We start from the raw sequence: 16,467 nt of genomic DNA, 5'->3' as shown, positions 1-16,467 counted from the left end.
TCCGATCGGATGATGTGGCGCCCTGTCCGCTGCGCTGGAATGCCCGTCAGGCCGTGCCGGCAAGCGTCCGGCTCGGACTCAGGGAAAACCGCGACACGGGTTTACCTGATTCAACCCGCATCCGATTCAGACAGGAGTCCCCATGCCGCTCGACCCACAGGCGCAGGCGCTGCTCGCCGCGTTCGCCCAGGCACCCGCGATCGATTTCGCGCAGCTCACCGTTCCCGCGTATCGCGCGAGTCTTGCCGCCGGCGGCGCGTTCGCCCCGGGCGATGCCGTCGCCGCCGAAGAGGACTGGCAGATTCCCGCGTCGGGCCGTCAGTTGTCCGCACGGTTGTATCGCCCCGCTGCCGACGGGCCGTTGCCGCTGACCGTGTTCTTCCACGGCGGCGGCTTCGTGGCGTGCGGCATCGATTCGCACGCGAACCTGTGCCGCAGCCTCGCGGCCCGTGCGCGCACGCTCGTGCTGTCCGTCGACTACCGGCTTGCGCCCGAGGCGCGTTTCCCGGCCGCCGCGCATGACGCATGCGACGCCGTGCGCTGGGCCGCCGCCAGTGCGCGCGATCTCGGTGCGCGCGCCGGCGCGGTGGCGGTCGCCGGCGACAGCGCCGGCGGCAATCTCGCGGCGGTCGCCGCGCTGCAGTTGCGGGGCTCGGGCATCGCGATCGCGCACCAGTTGCTGCTGTATCCGGTCGTCGATTGCGCGACCGAGCATCCGTCGTACGAAACGCTCGGCGACGGCTATTTCCTGACGGCGGACATGATGCGCTGGTTCAAGCAGCACTATTTCGACGACGGCGCCGATCGCGCGTCGCCGCTCGCCAGCCCGCTCGCCGCGCCGGACGTCGCGGGCGCCGCACCGGCGACGATCGTCAGCGCCGAATTCGATCCGCTGCGCGACGAGGCCGAAGCGTATGCGCTGCGTCTTGCGCAGGCCGGCACGCCGGTGACGCTCGTGCGTTGGCCCGGCCAGCTTCATGGTTTCGCGAGCATGCTCGGCGCGATCGATGCGGCCGACCGCGTGCTGACCTTCGGCGCGGACGCACTGCGCCGCGCGTTCGATGCGACGGAGGCACCATGACGCTCGCCGGCACGCTGGAGATTGTCGACGAGCTGCGGGTGGGCCGGATGGTCCTGCTCGTCGACGAAGAGGATCGCGAGAACGAAGGCGATCTCGTGATCGCGGCCGATCACGTGACACCCGACGCGATCAATTTCATGGCGCGCTTCGGGCGCGGGCTGATCTGCCTGACGCTGACCGCCGAGCGTTGCGAGCAACTGAAGCTGCCGCCGATGGCCGATCACAACGGCACGCCGTTCGGCACCGCGTTCACCGTCAGCATCGAGGCGGCCGAAGGCGTGACGACCGGCATTTCGGCGGCCGATCGCGCACACACGATCCGCGCGGCGGTGCGTGCCGGTGCCCGCCCGGACGATCTCGTGCAGCCCGGCCACGTATTCCCGATCGCCGCGCGCCCGGGCGGCGTGCTCGTGCGTGCGGGGCATACCGAGGCGGGCTGCGATCTCGCGGCGCTTGCCGGGCTCACGCCCGCGTCGGTGATCTGCGAGGTGATGAACGACGACGGCACGATGGCGCGGCTGCCCGAGCTGAAGGCGTTCGCCGAGCACCACGGGCTGAAGATCGGCACGATCGCCGACCTGATCCACTACCGCCGCGAGCACGAATCGCTCGTCGAACGCGTCGGCGAGCGGCCGCTGCATACGCCGTGGGGACGATTCCGCGCGATCGAGTATCGCGACACCGTGCACGGAGCGCCGCATCTCGCGCTCGTGCGCGGCGAGCCCGATCCGTCGACGCCGGTGCTGACGCGCGTGCACGAATGCCATTCGCTGCTCGACCTGCTCGATGCGGAGCCGTCCGCGCACTCGTGGCCGCTGCATGCCGCGCTGCAACGGATCGACGCGGCCGGCTGCGGGGTGGCCGTGCTGCTCGACTGCGACATGCGCGGTGACGCCATGCGGGTGCCGGCCGGCCATGCGCGCCGCGACGGACGCGTGACGGGGATCGGCTCGCAGATCCTGCGCGAGCTCGGCGTGCGGCGGCTGAACGTGCTGTCGAGCCCGTTCCGGCTGCCCGCGTTGTCGGGGCACGACCTGGAGATCATGGCGTTCATTCCGCTCGGCGACGACGATCCGGAAAGCGTGCGGGGTGGGCACGCGAACCCGCTGCGGGCGGCGTGAGGTTCGGGCGCCGGGTGACGCGCGGCACCGGTGCCCGAGGGGTCATCGGGTACGACATGACAAGCAATCGCTTGCTTTCAGGAGATACAGCCCCGGGGCTGTATCTCGTCGACGCATGCCGCCGTTCTTGTCCAACTGGATGGCGACCCTCCTCCGCCCTTGTATGACGGCTCGTCCACCCGGACGATGCGCGCCCGCGCCACCGCCGCACAATGGTCGCTGTGTCCATTCCCGACGCCCGCCCCCAAACATGGAATCCGCCGATCTCACGACCGCGTTCAGCCCGCTGCAGATCGGCCCGCTGACGCTGCGCAACCGCCTGATCAAGTCCGCCACCAACGAGGGCATGACGCCGAACGGTGTGCCGTCGCGCGCGCTCGTCCGCTTTCACGAACGCATCGCCGAAGGCGGTGCCGCGCTGACGACCGTCGCGTACTGCGCGATCAGCGACGACGGCCGCACGTTCGTCGATCAGGCGCAGCTCGACGTGCCGACGGTCCGCCAGTTCCGCGCGCTGACCGACGCCGTCCATCGCCACGGCGCCGCCGCGTCCGCGCAGATCACGCATGGCGGCTGCTTCACGTTCCTGCCGTCGCTATCGACCAAACGGCCGTTGAGCGCATCGGGCGGCTTCAACAAGGTCGGCGTGATGAGCGGCCGCTTCCTGAAGCAGGCAATGACGCGCGACCAGATGTCGGCCATCGCCGCTGAATTTGCGCAGGCCGCACGCCATGCGCGCGACGCCGGCTTCGATGCGGTCGAGATCCACATGGGGCACGGCTATCTGCTCAGCCAGTTCCTGTCGCCGCTGTACAACCGCCGCCGCGATGCATACGGCGGCGACGCGGCACGGCGCGCTACGTTCCCGGTCGAGGTACTGCGCAGCGTGCTCGATGCGGTGGGCCGCGATCTCGCCGTCGTCTGCAAGATCGGCGTGACCGAAGGCGTGCGCGGCGGTGGGACGGCCGAAGATGCATCCGAAATCGCGCGGCGGCTCGAGGCCGAAGGTGCGCACCTGCTCGTGCTGAGCGGCGGGATGAACGTCGAATCGGTGTGGCAGCTGTTCGGCAGCCCGTTGCCCGGCGATGCGCGCGCGAACGCCGACAACGCGATCGTGCGCACGGCAATGGCTCTGCAGAAGCTCACCGAGCCGAAGATGGGCGCGTTTCGCGAGATGTATTTCCTCGAGCACTCGAAGAAGGTGCGCGCGGCCGTCAGGATGCCGCTCGCTTACCTCGGCGGCGTACGGTCGCGCGAGAACGTCGAGCTGGCGATGCGCGAGGGCTTCGACGCGGTCGCGCTCGCACGGGCGCTCGTGTTCGAGCCGGATTTCGTCAACGGGTTGCGCGACGGCCGGCTCGCGCAGTCGGGCTGCACGTCGTGCAACCGCTGCGTCGTGTCGATGTACACGCCGGGCGGCACCGCGTGCGTGCTGCGCGAGCCGAACGACCCCGCGCCGAACCGTGTGCCGGCCGTGGGCGCGTGACGCTTGCCGTGCAACGCGTGATGCCCGAGGCCCGACGCTTGATGCCCGACGCTTGATGCCCGACGCTTGATGCCTGATGCCTGATGCCTGATGCCCGATGCCTGATGCCTGATGCCTGATGCGGGCGCCGCGGCCGCTCAGCCGGCGTCGCGCGCGCGGGCGAGCGCCGCGAGATTCCCTTCCCCGAACCCGTGGTGCCCCTTGCGCTGCACGATTTCGAAGAAGATCTCGCCCGGCCGGCGCTTGACGAAGGTCTGGAAGAACAGGCGCGGTACGCCGTCGCTGCCGATCTCGCCGTCGACCAGCACCGCGCGGCGGCGCAGCGCGTCGAGATCGGCGCCGTGCCCCGGCAGCCGTGCGTCGACGTCGTCGTAATAACGGGCCGGCGGCTCGATGAATTCGACGCCGTTCGCACGCAGCGCATCGACGCAGGACAGGATGTCGTCGGTGGCCAGCGCGACGTGCTGCACGCCCTCGCCCGGATGGTCGGGCAAATACGCGTGCATCAGCTCGGTGCGCCGCGTGCCTTCCTCGTAGACCGGAATTCGCACCGCGCCGCACGGCGACACCATCACGCGCGATTCCTCCGACACATGCCAGTGCGCATCGATTTCGTGGATCTCGCGAAAATGCAGCAGGTCGTGGTAGAAATCCAGCCACTCCCGCATGCGCCCCGCGCCGACGGTCTGCGTGAAATGGTCGACCTGCTGCAGCCCGACGCCCACGCAGTCGAGATCGGTGTGCGCGGTCGCGATGTCGATCGGCCGGAAATCGATGTCGAAGATCGAGATGTCGCCGACGCCGCCACGCTGGCCATCGCGCCCGCGCCAGCGGTCGACGAAATAGAGGTGCGAATCGCCGATGCCCTGGATCGCCGGGATCTTCAGCTCGCCGACCCCGACCTTCTCGCCCTCGAACGCCCACGCGCCCAGCTCGATCGCCCGCTCGAACGCGCGCCGGGCGCTCGCCACGCGCAGCCCGATCGCGCAGACCCCCATCCCGTATTCCTCCGCGTAGCGCGCGGCGAACGAATCGGGCTCGGCGTTGATCAGGAAATGCATCTGCCCCTGCCGGTACAGCGTGACGTTCTTGCTGACGTGCCGCGCGATCGCCTTGAACCCGAGCTGCTCGAAGCGCTGCGCGAGCGCTTCCGGCACGGGCGCCGCGAATTCGACGAATTCGAGGCCGGCCATCCCGAGCGGATTGGCAGCCGGATCGGCAACGGGCGGCGTATCGCTGGACATGGGGTGGGAATTGCCGGGCATTCCAGTCTCCGGGGGCATGCGTCGATGGGGATGGCGCTCGTCGCGTGCGGCATGCGCGGCCAGGATGGCGACCGCGCATCCGCCTCGAACGGGCGAGTTATCAATGCAGCAGATTTTAACCAGATCGTTCACGGCGGCACACCCTGGCCAAACGGGATATCGTCACGCCGCCTAGTGCAAACCCGGAAAGCGTTCGATAATCGCACGGACTTGAACGATAATCGCGCATTCTGTCCGATTGGCCAATTGCCGCCGTGCGGCGCGCGCCCTATTCTCCGTTCACTCATCGACTTCAATGCAGCATCGGACGCGGCACCGCCACGATTCCTCGATGCGCCGTGCCAGGAGACACCGCCATGACCCCAACCTTCGACACCCTCGACGCCGCCGCCAGTGCCCGCATACGCAGCCAGGCCCGCAAGGCCGCGATCGGCAGCTTCGTCGGCGCCGTCGTCGACTGGTACGACTTCCTGCTGTACGGGATCGTCGCCGCGCTGGTATTCAATTCCGAATTCTTCCCGAAAGTCAGCCCGACGATGGGCACGCTCGCGGCGTTCGCGACCTTCGGCGTCGGCTTCCTGTTCCGGCCGCTCGGCGGCGTCGTGTTCGGCCACTACGGCGACCGGCTCGGCCGCAAGCGGATGCTGGTGCTGACCGTGATGCTGATGGGGCTGTCGACGGTCGCGATCGGGCTGCTGCCGGCGTTCGCGACGATCGGCTGGTGGGCGCCCGTGCTGCTGGTGCTGATGCGTGCGATCCAGGGTTTCGCGGTCGGCGGCGAATGGGGCGGCGCGGCGCTGATGGCGGTCGAAAGCGCGCCGAAACAAAAGAAGGCGTTCTACAGCAGCGGCGTGCAGGTCGGCTACGGCGTCGGCCTCGTGCTCGCCACCGGCATCGTGTCGATCCTGAGCCACACGCTCGGCGAGGCCGCGTTCAAGTCGTGGGGCTGGCGCCTGCCGTTCGTGTTCAGCATCGTGCTCGTGCTGATCGGGCTGTGGGTGCGCAAGAACATGGACGAATCGCAGGAGTTCGTCGAGAAGGTCGAACACGGCAACCGCAAGCTGCGCCTGCCGGTGCTGGAAGCGCTCACGCGCCATCCGAAGGCGTTCCTCTTGATCATCGCGCTGCGCCTCGCCGAGCTGTTCACGATGTACATCGTCACCGCGTTCGCACTCAGCTATTCGACGACCAACCTCGGCATGTCGCGCGACCTGTTCCTGAACATCGGCCTGCTGGTCGGCGCGGTGAGCTGCGTGACGATCCCGTGTTTCGCGTGGCTGGCCGACCGCTACGGCCTGCGCCGCATCTACCTGATCGGTGCGCTGATCGGCGTTGCGTCGGCGGTACCGTTCTTCGTCGCGCTGGAGGCGCGGTCGATCGCGTGGATCGTGATCTTCTCGATCCTGCTCGCGAATGCCGCACACGACATGGTCGTGAGCGTCCAGCAGCCGCTGTTCACCGAGTTGTTCGGCGCCGAATACCGCTATAGCGGCGCGGGCGTCGGCTACCAGTTCGCGAGCGTGGTCGGCGGCGGGTTCACGCCGTTCATCGCGGTCGGCCTCGTCAGCGTGGCTGGCGGTTCGTGGCACCTCGTCGCCGGTTATCTCGCGGTGGGCTGCCTGATCTCGCTGGTGGTCGCCGCGCGGATGCGGGCGGCGCAGTAACCACCTGACCGGATGGCCGGCCCGACGCGCGGCCGGCCATCGCGCATTGTTCGACGGTGGCCGGCAACGGCGCCACTGCGTCGCGCTTGTGCTCGCGACGTCAAACACTGTCAATCACACGCTGCGATTCCCCCATTTCCCCTCTGAACATTCCACGCCGCCCGCCGACCAATGGCATCATATGGGCCTACGTCAGTCACCGATACGCCCCCATATCATGTCGAATCTCATCGTCCACGGCGGCACTCCGCTGCGCGGGGACATCAAGCCGTCCGCGAACAAGAACGCCGTCCTGCCGATTCTGTGCGCCACCCTGTTGACCGATCAGCCGCTGCGCCTCATCGGCGTGCCGGACATCACCGACGTGCGCAAGATCCTCGACATCTTCCGCACGCTCGGCAGCGACGTGTCGGTCGACTTCACGACGGGCCTGCTTGAACTCCACCATCGCAACACGACATTCGATCCGGCCGTCCACCGGCTGCCGGAAGCGATGCGCTCGTCGATCATGCTGATCCCGCCGCTGCTCGCGCGCTTTGGCGTCGCGCGCCTCGAGAACGACGTGAAGGGCTGCACGCTCGGCGTGCGCGAGATCGATCCGCACGTCGAGGTGTTCGAGCGCTTCGGCGCGCACATCGAGCGCACGCCCGATTCGCTGATCGTCCGCACCGACGGCCCGCTGACGGCCAACGACCACTGGCTCGACTACGCGTCGGTGACGACCACCGAGAACTTCGCGCTGTGCGCGACGACCGCGAACGGTACGTCGACGCTGATGAACGCCGCGTCCGAGCCGCACGTGCAGGAGTTCTGCCAGTTCCTCGCGATGATCGGTGTCGCGATCGAGGGCATCGGCACGTCGCGGCTGTGCGTGACGGGCGGCCAAAAGCTCGGCGGCGGCGAGTTCCGCTTCGCCGAGGATTTCCACGAGATCGCGACGTTCCTCGCGCTCGGCGCGATCACGGGCGGCGACATCACGGTGCGCAACTCGTCGCCCGAACATTTCCCGCTGATCGACCGCACGTTCGCGAAGTTCGGCGTCAACGTCACGCACCGCGACGGCTGGTCGCGCGCGGAACGCGACGGCCCGCTGCGCGTGCGCCGGCCGTTCACGCAGAACATCCTCACCAAGGTCGAAGCCGCGCCGTGGCCGTACCTGCCGGTCGACCTGCTGCCGATCTTCATCGCGCTCGGCGTGCGCGCGGAAGGCAGCGCGATGTTCTGGAACAAGGTCTACGACGGTGCGCTCGGCTGGTCCGGCGAACTGTCGAAGTTCGGCGCGCACGTGCTGCTGTCCGATCCGCATCGTCTGATCACGTTCGGCGGGCTGCAGCTGACGCCGGCGCGCGTCGAGAGCCCGTACATCATTCGCGTCGCGATCGCGTTGCTGATGGTGGCCGCGAGCATCGAAGGCCGCTCGGAAATCATGAACGCGCTGCCGATCCGTCGCGCGCATCCCCACTTCGTCGAGAACCTGCGTTCGGTCGGCGCGAACGTCGAGTGGACGAGCAGCGAGTAACGCCCTGACGGTACGGCGCACCCGCTGCGAGCGGCCGTACCACCCTCCGCATGCGGTCGGCGGCCGCGTCGGCCGCCCCTCCCGCGTTACTCGCCTCCCCCGCAATCGACGTCGCCGCCGCCCATGTGGTCGAACCCGTAGAGCATCACGGCCGTCGTGCCGCGCGCGGGGTTACTCGGACGTTTCGCCAGGCTTTCGTTGATTGGATCCGACGGATACTGGACGCTCGTGTCCATCAGGTTGCCCGGCTCCGACCGCAACTCCGTTTCGGTCAGCTTGCTCCCTTCCGCGCGCGGCAGCCCGAACGCTTTGCGCACGTCCGCTTCGTTCCACGTCCCCTTGAGCGTAACGGTCACCATTTGCAGCCTGCCTTGCTCCCAGTCGAGATCGACCTTCGTCGCGAGCGGATGCACGCTGGCCGCGAGCCGGTCGGGGAACGCCGGGCCTTCGTAGTACGCTTTCGTGTTCTTGCACGCATCGCCGGTGTTCCGGTACGTCTTCAGCGAGCAATTGAAGCGCTTGTCGCGGTAGCCGAAGGTCCTTTCGAGCATGCAACCGAAAGCCGGCGATGACTTGCGCGGCCACGCACGTACATCGACGGTCGGGCGCGACAGCGCCGCGTCGGACGAGGGGTTGGCTGCGGCAAGCCACGGTACAAACGCGACGTACGCGACAAACAGAGCTTGGCGAATTTTCATGTCCGGTTCCAGTCGATGCGGCGCTCGGTCCGGTTTCAAGTGTGCCTGCACGGGCAGGTGCGCGGGGCAGACCCGCCGGAAACCCTGGGGCGGCAAGCGGCCCGACTCAAATTCATACACGTCCCATTGCCCGAATGCGCCGAGCCGGGGGATTCTAACGCCCTGTTTCCGATTCCGCGATTCCGCACCCGGCTTCGAGCAGTCGAAACGACAACGCCCCTGGATTCCAGCCCGGAATCGATCGGTTCACCCGCTCCCCCCTAAACCGCATGAAACCGAAATTCGACCTGCTGTCGATGCGCGAAGTATGGATAGACGCCTACCTCACCGGCGACGTCGAGCAATTGGCCTACGTGGAAAGCTCTCACTTCTTCGTCAAGCACGGCGAGCTGACGAAGACGAAACAACAGCAGCTTGCCCGCCTGCGGGCCTTCGCGGCCGAGTATGTTGCGCGCATGTCGGGCGTGACGTACGTGGACGAATCGAGGTGCATCACCGAGCACGGCGAATGGGCCACGATATCCGGGGTCGGCGCGATGCGGAAAAACGGCCAGGTCCGGGAGCGGAACGCCTTCACCGAACTCTGGGTCATCAACGACGGACGCTGGCAAGTCGCCGCCCTGTGCTACCGACACATCGACATCGATGACTGACGCACGATCCCGCCGGCATTGACGCGCCCTGGACGCGGCGCACCTTGCCCCGAGGTCATGACTGCCGCTCAGTGCGACTTCCCCAACGCCATCGTTCTGGCAATGCTGCGGAACAGCGGCAAGGCCTTCGGCATGTCTTCGACATAGGTCGCGCACGTCAGGCTGACCCGGTAATTCGGCGTATCGCCGAGCGCCATGTACAGCCTGACGCGCTCATGATCGGGCCCGATCTTCGGCGAATACACGGTTTCCTGCCCCTTCACGCCGCCGCCGAACTCGATCGGCATCACACGCTCGATCACGCCGAGGATCGAAATCGTCGACTCGATCGACGCCTTCAGGTTGGCGATCGCCTCCGGTGAATTCAGCTCGCGCTGCGGTACGTCGGCCATCGCGGACGATTGCGACTTCAGCGCCACCGCGCACAGGCTGTCCGATTTCCCCGCATAGCGCGGCACCGGCTCGGGATTCGTCACGTCGACGATCAGCGGCATCGACGGCCGCGTATGCCGTTCCCCCACCTGCAGCGGCACCGGCACCGAGAACGACAGCCCCGTCATCGCATCGCTGAACCGCCGCCCGTTGCCGGCATCCGGTTGCGCCGGGCCGAGATCGAAGACGATCGGCACATTCAGCAGCATCGAATCCTGGGGCATGTCCGGCGAGAACGCCGGCACGTTCCCGCGCCGGAACGCGGCCACCGCCGCCTGATCCAGATCCGCATAGCCCGACGACTGCCCGATTTCCACGTGCGTCACTGAGCCGTCGCGGCCGATTCGCGCGCTCAGGCGCGCCGTGTAAGTGCCGGACGACGGATGGCCCGACCCGGCCGGGATCTGCAGCCGCTGCAGGATGGCCTGCCTGGCCGCCACGGTCCATGCGTCCTGCGTGGCCGGCGCCTCCGCCCAAGCCGGCGCCGCCGGCAACGACGCCAACGTCAGCAGCACCGCGCAGCGGGCGATACGGCGGGCGATCGGCATGAGGAGATAGCGGTGGTCATCGACGGTCATGTTCAGGGCTCGGGGCACGCATCCAGCGTCGAATCATACAAGCCCGGCCATGCGTCGCGGCAGATCGGATTTGCGCGATAATCGCCCAATTAAGCGCGATTACCGCGCATCCTGCCCCTCTCCCGACGATGAAAAAGCCCGAACTCGACCGACGCGACTGGATTGCCGGCCTCGAAAAAGGCCTGGCGATCCTCGAGGCGTTCGACAGCCAGCACGCGCGCATGACGCCCACTCAGGCCGCCGCGCGCACCGGCCTCACGCGCACGGCCGCGCGGCGCTACCTGCTGACGCTCGAATCGCTCGGCTACGTGTACACCGACGGCAAGCTGTACGGCCTCACGCCGCGCGTGCTGCGGGTCGGCTGGTCGTACTTCGATTCGGCACGCCTGCCGCGCACGGTCCAGCCCTATCTGCAGCAATTGAGCGCATCGCTGAACGAATCGGCGTACGTGAGCGTGCTCGACGGCTGGGAACTCGTGTTCATCGCGCGCAACGGCGTGTCGCGCGTGATGACGACCGGCTTCGTGCTCGGCGCGCGCGTGCCGGCGCCGCTCACGTCGCCGGGTGTCGTGCTGCTCGCTCATCATCCCGATCGCGAAGCCGTGCGCACGTGGCTCGACGACACCGAACTGCCGCCCTTCACGCCGCACACGATCACCAACAAGGCGCGCCTGCTCGAACAGGTCGACCAGGCACGCGACGCCGGTTTCGCGGCGATCGAACAGCAATTGCAGGTCGGCGTGCGCGGGATCGCGGTGCCGCTGAAAAACCGTCATGGTGAAGTGGTCGCCGCGCTGAGCACGAACATGCCGATCGGCGCGGAGACGACCGACGCGGCCGTGCGGCGCGTCCTGCCGCACCTGCAGGAAGCCGCGCTCGCGATGCTGAATGTGCTGTAGCGGCAGCACCCGCGCAGGCCGCGTCCGCGGCCGCCCGATCTCGCTACGCGACGGATGGCGCCCACTTGCCGGAATCGGCAGTCTGCCGGCAGCGTTTCTTCCGTCTCACCCGATCCGCCACCACCGCGGCAGCAGATCGCGCACTTCGCGCCGCCGGTAACGGTCGTCGATCAGGTGCACGACGCCTTCGTCGTGCTCGGTGCGGATTACGCGCCCGGCCGCCTGCACGACCTTCTGCAAGCCGGGATACAGGTACATGTAGTCGTAGCCGTTGCCGAAGCGCGCCTCCATCGCACGCCGCATCTGCTCGTTGACGTCGTTGACCTGCGGCAGCCCGAGCGTCGCGATGAACGCGCCGATCAGCCGCTCGCCGACCAGATCCACGCCTTCCGAGAACGCCCCGCCGAGCACCGCGAAGCCGACGCCGCGCCCGCCTGCGTCGAAGCGTGCGAGAAACGCATCGCGCTCGCTTTCGGCCATGCCGGGCGCCTGCGCCCAGACGGGCACGTCCGGGTGCCGCGTCTGCATCAACGCGACCACGCGCCCCAGGTAGTCGAAGCTGCTCAGGAAGCCGAGATAGTTGCCGGGCCGCGTCGCGTATTGCGCGGCGATCAGGTCCACGATCGGTTCGAGCGAACGGTCGCGGTCACGCCAGCGCGTCGACACATGGCTCGCGACGCGTACCGTCAGTTGCTCGGCACGGAACGGCCCGTCGACGTCGAGCCAGTCCGTGTCGCCCGGCAACCCGAGTGTGTCGCGATAGAAATGAAACGGGCTCAACGTGCCCGAGAACAGCACGGTCGCGCACGCGGCTTCGTAGCGCGATGCGAGAAAACCGGCCGGAATCACGTTGCGCACGCACAGCGTCGACTGGACTCGGCGCCGGCGGCCGGCCGACGCAACGCCGTCGAGCGCCGGCTGGCGCGGCATCGGTTCGCCGTGCAGCGTCGCGTCGAAGATCGACGCGCTGTCGAACGCGTCGGCAAGCACGCCGAACTGGATCGCCTCGAAATGAAACCTCAGCAGCGCGTCGCCGTTCGCGCGCGGCGCATCGGTCAGGTGTTCGCCGATCGCCGCGACGAGGTTCTGCACGGCCGTCACGATCGGGCCCGGTATCTCCGGATACGCGGCATAGCGTTCCGCCTGCGCACGATTGACCGAGCCCCAGGCGCGGGCGAGGCGGTCGAAGGCTTTGCGCAGCGCCGTGGGCGCGGCCTCGCGCGCGGCCGCGAATGCGAACGGATCGAGCGACGCGCTGTACATCTTGCGCGCACGATCGAGCAGGTTGTGCGCTTCGTCGACGAGCACGCCGACGCGCCACTGGTTCTGCTGCGCGAGCGTGTGCAGCATCGCGCTGCCGTCGTAGTAGTAGTTGTAGTCGCCGATCATCATGTCCGACCAGCGCGCGAGCTCTTGCGACAGGTAGTACGGACAGACGTCGTGCGCGAGCGCGGCCGCACGCACGGTGTCGCGGTCGAGCAGACCGGCCTCGATCGCCGCATCGCGCGCGGCCGGCAGCCGGTCGTAGAAACCTTTCGCAAGCGGGCACGATTCGCCGTGGCACGCGCTGTCCGGATGCTCGCACGCCTTGTCGCGCGCGACGAGTTCCAGCACGCGCAGCGGCAGCGCGGGCGTGCCGGCGCCGAGCGTCGTCGCCGCTTCGAGCGCGAGCGCGCGGCCGGGTGTTTTCGCGGTCAGGAAATACACGTGGTCGAGTTCGCCTTCGCCGCAGGCCTTCAGCAGCGGAAACACGGTGCCGAGCGTCTTGCCGATGCCGGTCGGCGCCTGCGCCATCAGGCAACGCTCGTCGCGTGCCGCGCGATACACGGCCACCGCCAGCTCGCGCTGGCCACTACGGAACTGCCCGTGCGGAAACGCCAGCGCGCGCAGCGCCGTGTCGCGCGCCGCACGGTGGGCCGTCTCGCGCTCGGCCCAACCGACGAAGCACGCGCACTGCTCGGCGAAGAACGTCGCGAGCTCGGCCGCCCCCAGCGTTTGCGTCAGCGTCGTCTCGCGCTCGGACACGATGTCGAAATAGACGAGCGCGACGTCGATTTCCGCGAAGCCGCGCGCGTCGCACATCAGGTGCGCATAGACCTTCGCCTGCGCCCAGTGCAGCGCGCGGTGGTTGTCGGGCATCGCATCGAGGCTGCCGCGATAGGTCTTGATCTCCTCGAGACGGTTCGCCACCGGGTCGTAGCCGTCCGCGCGGCCGCGCACGGTGAGCGTGCCCCAGGTGCCCGTCAGCGCGATCTCGGTTTCGTAGCGTGCGCCACGCTTCGACGTGACCGCACCGTGGCCGGCGATGCCTTCGAGCGCGGTCGGCGCGGGCGTGAAGCGCAGGTCGAGATCGCCGCGTCGCGCGGTGAACTCGCACATCGCCCGCACCGCGACGACGTAGCTCATGCGGACACACCTGCCGCTTCGGCTTGCGCGACGCCCTCACCGGCCCACTCGACATCGATCACGCGCACCGGCATGCCGTGCGCGACGCAGTACGCGAGCCAGCGCGTCTGGTTGTCCTGCAGGCGGTCGCCGGGGCCTTTCACCTCGATCAGCTCGTAGCGGCGCTCGCCGGGCCAGAAGCGGACGAGATCGGGCAGCCCCGAGCGGTTGCTGCGGATATCCGCGAGCAGGCGCGCGAACCACAGCCGCAAGTGCTCGGGCGGCAGGCACGCGAGTGCCTCGTCGAGCAACGCGTCCGTCAGCACGCCCCAGAACACGAATGGCGACTGCAGCCCCGCCTTCGTCGCGAAATGCGTGAGGATCGTGTCGCGATAGGCGCCCGAATCGAGCTGCGCGAAGCATGCGGCGAACGCATCCGCACGACGCGCGACGAAATCGGGCGCGTGCAGGTCGGCCGGGCCGCGCTGGAACGGGTGGAAGAACGCACCGGGCACCGCGGCGAACACGGGTTCCCAGCACAGCAGCCCGAACAGCGAATTGATCAGCGTGTTCTCGACGTAATGGACCGGCGAATCCGGTTGCGCGAGATGGTCGCGCACCGCGAATTCGACGCTGACGAACGCGTCGGGGCGCGCGATCACGAGCGTTTCGCGCGGCACGTCCGCCGCCGCGGCCGCCCGTTCGACACGCTTCCCGAGCCGGCGCTGCAGGCGCGGCAGCATCCGCTCGACACGCTGGCGCTCTTCGTCGCTCTCGAAGCCGCCGCGTGCATCGAGCGCCAGCGCGAGCGCATCGTCGTCGCGCCCGCAGCGTTCGAGTACGCGGATGCGCCGATGGCGGCTGCCGGGCCATGCGCTGCGCGCATACGCGTCGAGCGCACCGTCCCAATCGGCGCGGCGTTCGCACGTCTGCCCGAGCGCGAACAGCAGCTTCGCGCGACGCGTCGCGAGCCATGGCTGCGCGCAGCCGGCCGCGTCGATGGCGCGCATCAGGTCGTCGAACGGCAGATCGTCGGGCCATGCGTCTAGCGCGTCGCGGCACATCTGCAGCGCGAGATACGCGTCGACGTCGCCGCGCTGCTGGAACGCGCGCGACGACGGCGCGATCGGCACGCTTTCGTACTGGAACACGCCGAGATCGGCGAGCACGAACTCGCTCCAGTCCTGGTGGAGATTGCCGAAGAACATCAGGCGCAGCCGGTCGCACAGCGCGCCGACCGTCACGCGCAGCACGCGGTCGCCGGCCTGCGCGCACCACGCGTCGAGCGGTTGCGCGACGTCGTGCGCGGGCCGCAGCCGTTCGAGCCAGTCGGGCTTGCGCTCGCCCGCATGCGCGGCGAGTGCCGGGAAGATACGCAGCAGATCGGCCTTGGTCGACAGCGCGAACAGTTCGTCGAGCGTCAGCGCGGGCGCCGGATCGATCCAGCCGAGTTCGACGAGCGGCGCGGCCGCGTCGAGCGCGCAGCCGATCTCGTCGTAGACGAGCTTGCTGGCGCGGAAGTCGGACCCGTTGCGCATCAGCATCCGCACAAGCAGCGCGCGTGACGCCTGCGGCAGCGTGGCGAACTGCCGGACGAACGCGTGCTCGTGCGCGTCGAACAGGTCGTCGTAACGCGCGCCGAGCCAGGTCAGCGCGCGTTCGAAATTGGTCAGGTAGTAAAACGCCGGGGGCGTCGGCGAAGCAGGCGTCACGGGGATTGATCACTGTACATTTGTACAGGTCGGAATCATATCAAATGTGACGGCAGATGCCGCACGCCACGTCGCCCTGCTGCTGCCCGCCGCGCTCAGAACTGGTAATTCACCGACATGTCGAACACGCCGTTGGTCGTCTGCTGCGTGATCGGGCTGCGCGCGGCGCGGCCGACGAGCTGCTCGATTGCGCCGTCGACCGTGACAAACCAGTGCTTGTTCAGGAACCAGGCCATCGTCACGCCCGCGCCGACCGACTTGAGCCCGGCGCCCGACGAATAGGCCGGCAGCCCCGAGCGCGCGGCGGCGCCCTGGCTCACGCCGAACCAGCTGTTCATGTAGCGCGAATCGGCGAACGACACGGTCGGCCCCGCGAACCAGAAGAAATGCTCGTTGCTGCCCGGCAGCGGCATGTACGCGGAGAAATCGCCGACCCAGCCGTTCGAGCCGCCGATGCTGCGCCGGATATCCGCGCGCAGCACGAGCGGAAACTCCTTCGAGATCACGTAATCGGCCGCCAGTTTCATCACCGGTGCCGCGTTGATGTTGTCGAGGCCGTTCAGGTGCTGGAGGTCGTCGGCCGAGCGGCGCCCGAGGTCATAGCCGACGGACAGGCTCACGCGCCAGTTCGGCCCGCGCAGCACGTTCGCGCCGAGCCCTTCGCCCGTCGACAGGAAGAACAGGTCGCGATAGCGGATATCGACAGTCGGGCCGCCCATCACGCGATAGCGATCGGAGCCCGCATAGCGCGGCTGCAGCGTCATCGCCGCGCCCATGCTGATATCCCAGGTGGAGACGTTCGGATCGTACAGTTTCTCGAGCGGCACGCCCGCCGAGTATTGCCACTCGCCGAGCGGCGAAGGCGTCTGGGCCGACGCGTCGCGGGCGCCGGCCGCGGCGAGCGCGGCGCAGGCCGATACACCGGAAACGAACCGGCGTGTGCCGGGTGACAGCAAAGGGCGAGCAACGGTCAT

The 16,467-nt window shown here is 68.3% G+C and carries 13 protein-coding genes; 7 read left to right on the top strand and 6 right to left on the bottom strand.

The window, feature by feature from the left end; translation table 11 throughout:
* Positions 1-142 precede the first annotated feature (142 nt).
* The 3 genes from BDI24065_RS05890 to BDI24065_RS05880 all read left to right on the top strand — a co-directional run bounded on the left by BDI24065_RS05890 (position 143) and on the right by BDI24065_RS05880 (position 3,688).
* Positions 143-1,081, top strand: a complete 939-nt coding sequence (locus tag BDI24065_RS05890; RefSeq protein ID WP_175030421.1) for an alpha/beta hydrolase — start codon at positions 143-145, stop codon at positions 1,079-1,081.
* Complete coding sequence (gene ribBA / locus BDI24065_RS05885; protein ID WP_175030420.1) at positions 1,078-2,202, top strand: bifunctional 3,4-dihydroxy-2-butanone-4-phosphate synthase/GTP cyclohydrolase II; 1,125 nt, start codon at positions 1,078-1,080, stop codon at positions 2,200-2,202. The genes BDI24065_RS05890 and ribBA overlap by 4 nt, the downstream gene beginning before the upstream one ends.
* A 250-nt stretch (positions 2,203-2,452) precedes the next feature.
* Positions 2,453-3,688 (top strand): NADH:flavin oxidoreductase, encoded by a 1,236-nt coding sequence (locus tag BDI24065_RS05880; RefSeq protein WP_175030419.1) that lies wholly within the window; start codon positions 2,453-2,455, stop codon positions 3,686-3,688.
* Between the two features lie 137 nt (positions 3,689-3,825).
* Here the strand turns inward: BDI24065_RS05880 and BDI24065_RS05875 are convergent, their stop codons facing one another.
* Positions 3,826-4,953, bottom strand: a complete 1,128-nt coding sequence (locus BDI24065_RS05875) for a 4-hydroxyphenylpyruvate dioxygenase family protein (RefSeq protein WP_175030418.1) — start codon at positions 4,951-4,953, stop codon at positions 3,826-3,828.
* A gap of 356 nt (positions 4,954-5,309) precedes the next feature.
* On the opposite strand from BDI24065_RS05875, the gene shiA reads away from it, so the two are divergent.
* Both shiA and BDI24065_RS05865 read left to right on the top strand, forming a co-directional pair.
* The gene (gene shiA, locus BDI24065_RS05870) at positions 5,310-6,617 is read left to right on the top strand and encodes a shikimate transporter (protein ID WP_175030417.1); all 1,308 of its coding nucleotides are present in this window, start codon (positions 5,310-5,312) and stop codon (positions 6,615-6,617) included.
* Positions 6,618-6,834: 217 nt separating this feature from the next.
* On the top strand, positions 6,835-8,136 hold the full coding sequence (locus BDI24065_RS05865) for a UDP-N-acetylglucosamine 1-carboxyvinyltransferase (protein ID WP_175030416.1): 1,302 nt from the start codon (positions 6,835-6,837) through the stop codon (positions 8,134-8,136).
* Positions 8,137-8,222: 86 nt separating this feature from the next.
* Here BDI24065_RS05865 and BDI24065_RS05860 read toward each other — a convergent pair whose 3' ends face one another.
* Positions 8,223-8,834 (bottom strand): hypothetical protein, encoded by a 612-nt coding sequence (locus BDI24065_RS05860; RefSeq protein WP_175030415.1) that lies wholly within the window; start codon positions 8,832-8,834, stop codon positions 8,223-8,225.
* Between the two features lie 269 nt (positions 8,835-9,103).
* Here BDI24065_RS05860 and BDI24065_RS05855 point away from each other — a divergent pair, with 269 nt between their 5' ends.
* Entirely contained in the window at positions 9,104-9,487 is a 384-nt protein-coding gene (locus tag BDI24065_RS05855) for a nuclear transport factor 2 family protein (RefSeq protein ID WP_175030414.1), read from the top strand.
* Between the two features lie 68 nt (positions 9,488-9,555).
* Here the strand turns inward: BDI24065_RS05855 and BDI24065_RS05850 are convergent, their stop codons facing one another.
* Positions 9,556-10,497, bottom strand: a complete 942-nt coding sequence (locus BDI24065_RS05850; RefSeq protein WP_175030413.1) for an energy transducer TonB family protein — start codon at positions 10,495-10,497, stop codon at positions 9,556-9,558.
* 128 nt (positions 10,498-10,625) lie between these two features.
* On the opposite strand from BDI24065_RS05850, the gene BDI24065_RS05845 reads away from it, so the two are divergent.
* Positions 10,626-11,396 (top strand): IclR family transcriptional regulator domain-containing protein, encoded by a 771-nt coding sequence (locus BDI24065_RS05845; protein WP_174935308.1) that lies wholly within the window; start codon positions 10,626-10,628, stop codon positions 11,394-11,396.
* Positions 11,397-11,501: 105 nt separating this feature from the next.
* Here BDI24065_RS05845 and BDI24065_RS05840 read toward each other — a convergent pair whose 3' ends face one another.
* The 3 genes from BDI24065_RS05840 to BDI24065_RS05830 all read right to left on the bottom strand — a co-directional run bounded on the left by BDI24065_RS05840 (position 11,502) and on the right by BDI24065_RS05830 (position 16,467).
* Complete coding sequence (locus tag BDI24065_RS05840) at positions 11,502-13,802, bottom strand: ATP-dependent DNA helicase (RefSeq protein WP_175030412.1); 2,301 nt, start codon at positions 13,800-13,802, stop codon at positions 11,502-11,504.
* Complete coding sequence (locus tag BDI24065_RS05835; RefSeq protein WP_175030411.1) at positions 13,799-15,493, bottom strand: VRR-NUC domain-containing protein; 1,695 nt, start codon at positions 15,491-15,493, stop codon at positions 13,799-13,801. The genes BDI24065_RS05840 and BDI24065_RS05835 overlap by 4 nt, the downstream gene beginning before the upstream one ends.
* Positions 15,494-15,588: 95 nt before the next feature.
* The gene (locus BDI24065_RS05830; RefSeq protein ID WP_175030410.1) at positions 15,589-16,467 is read right to left on the bottom strand and encodes a MipA/OmpV family protein; all 879 of its coding nucleotides are present in this window, start codon (positions 16,465-16,467) and stop codon (positions 15,589-15,591) included.

The organism is Burkholderia lata, from assembly GCF_902499025.1.
Taxonomy (GTDB): Bacteria; Pseudomonadota; Gammaproteobacteria; order Burkholderiales; family Burkholderiaceae; genus Burkholderia; species Burkholderia lata_C.
This window is presented reverse-complemented; position numbering and strand designations above follow the sequence as displayed.